The sequence below is a fragment of the Mesotoga sp. UBA5825 genome (assembly GCF_002432955.1).
GTDB lineage: Bacteria > Thermotogota > Thermotogae > Petrotogales > Kosmotogaceae > Mesotoga.
Genome location: NZ_DJHG01000102.1, coordinates 1 through 796, shown reverse-complemented (window position 1 = coordinate 796; position 796 = coordinate 1). Strand labels below are relative to the sequence as shown.

Annotated in this window: 1 pseudogene; it reads left to right on the top strand. The window is 51.6% G+C overall.

Going from position 1 to position 796, the window contains the following annotated elements:
- A pseudogene (locus B3N33_RS10460) lies at positions 1–753 on the top strand (methionine synthase); the annotation flags it as partial.
- Between the last annotated feature and the right edge of the window lie 43 nt (positions 754–796).

Sequence of the window (796 nt, the reverse complement as noted above, 5' to 3'; positions counted from 1 at the left end):
GGCATCCCGGTCGAGATAAACGAGGCCCATCAGTGGGCGCTGAGATACTGCCATGCCGCAGTCGAAGTGACCACCGCCTATCTTGCCGCCCTCTGCGCCAAGCGCCTCGGCGTAGAAGTGTACGTTGCGCAGTACATGTTTAACACGCCACCGGGAATCTCTCCAAGAATGGATCTGGCAAAGGCGCTCGCAAAAAAAGAATTGATCGAGTCTTTGAAGGATGATAACTTCACACCGGTTACGATGGTAAGGCCCGGACTCATGTCTCTTCCAGCCGACCCCAATCTGGCTATGGGTCAGCTGGTAACATCCGTTTATACTGCTATGAACATTGACCCGGAGATCGTTCATGTTGTCGCTTACTGTGAAGCGACAAGAAGGGCCTCAGATGCAGAGATCATAGAAAGCGTGAAGATGGCCAAACAGGCGATAAACGAGGCGATCAAAGGGATTCCCGACTTCAAGCAGGATAAGGAGATTCAAAATCACAAGGAATACCTCAAGAGTGAATCTGCAACGATCATAGAGGCAATGGAGAAGATCAGAACAGGCGAGCTCACATCGCCCGAGACAATTTACACGGCAATCAAACTGGGCATTCTCGACGCCCCTGGTTTGAGCAAGATGTCAGTAGCCAAAGGAGCAGTTCGGACAGCCATTATCGACGGCCAGTCCTGCGCGGTCGATGAGGAAGGAACGAAGATAGACGAAAACGATAGACTTACCGCTTTGACAAGTGAAAATGGGGATTGAGATGCACCGAAGATCGTCGGCGGTCGCAATGCCGGCAAAGAAC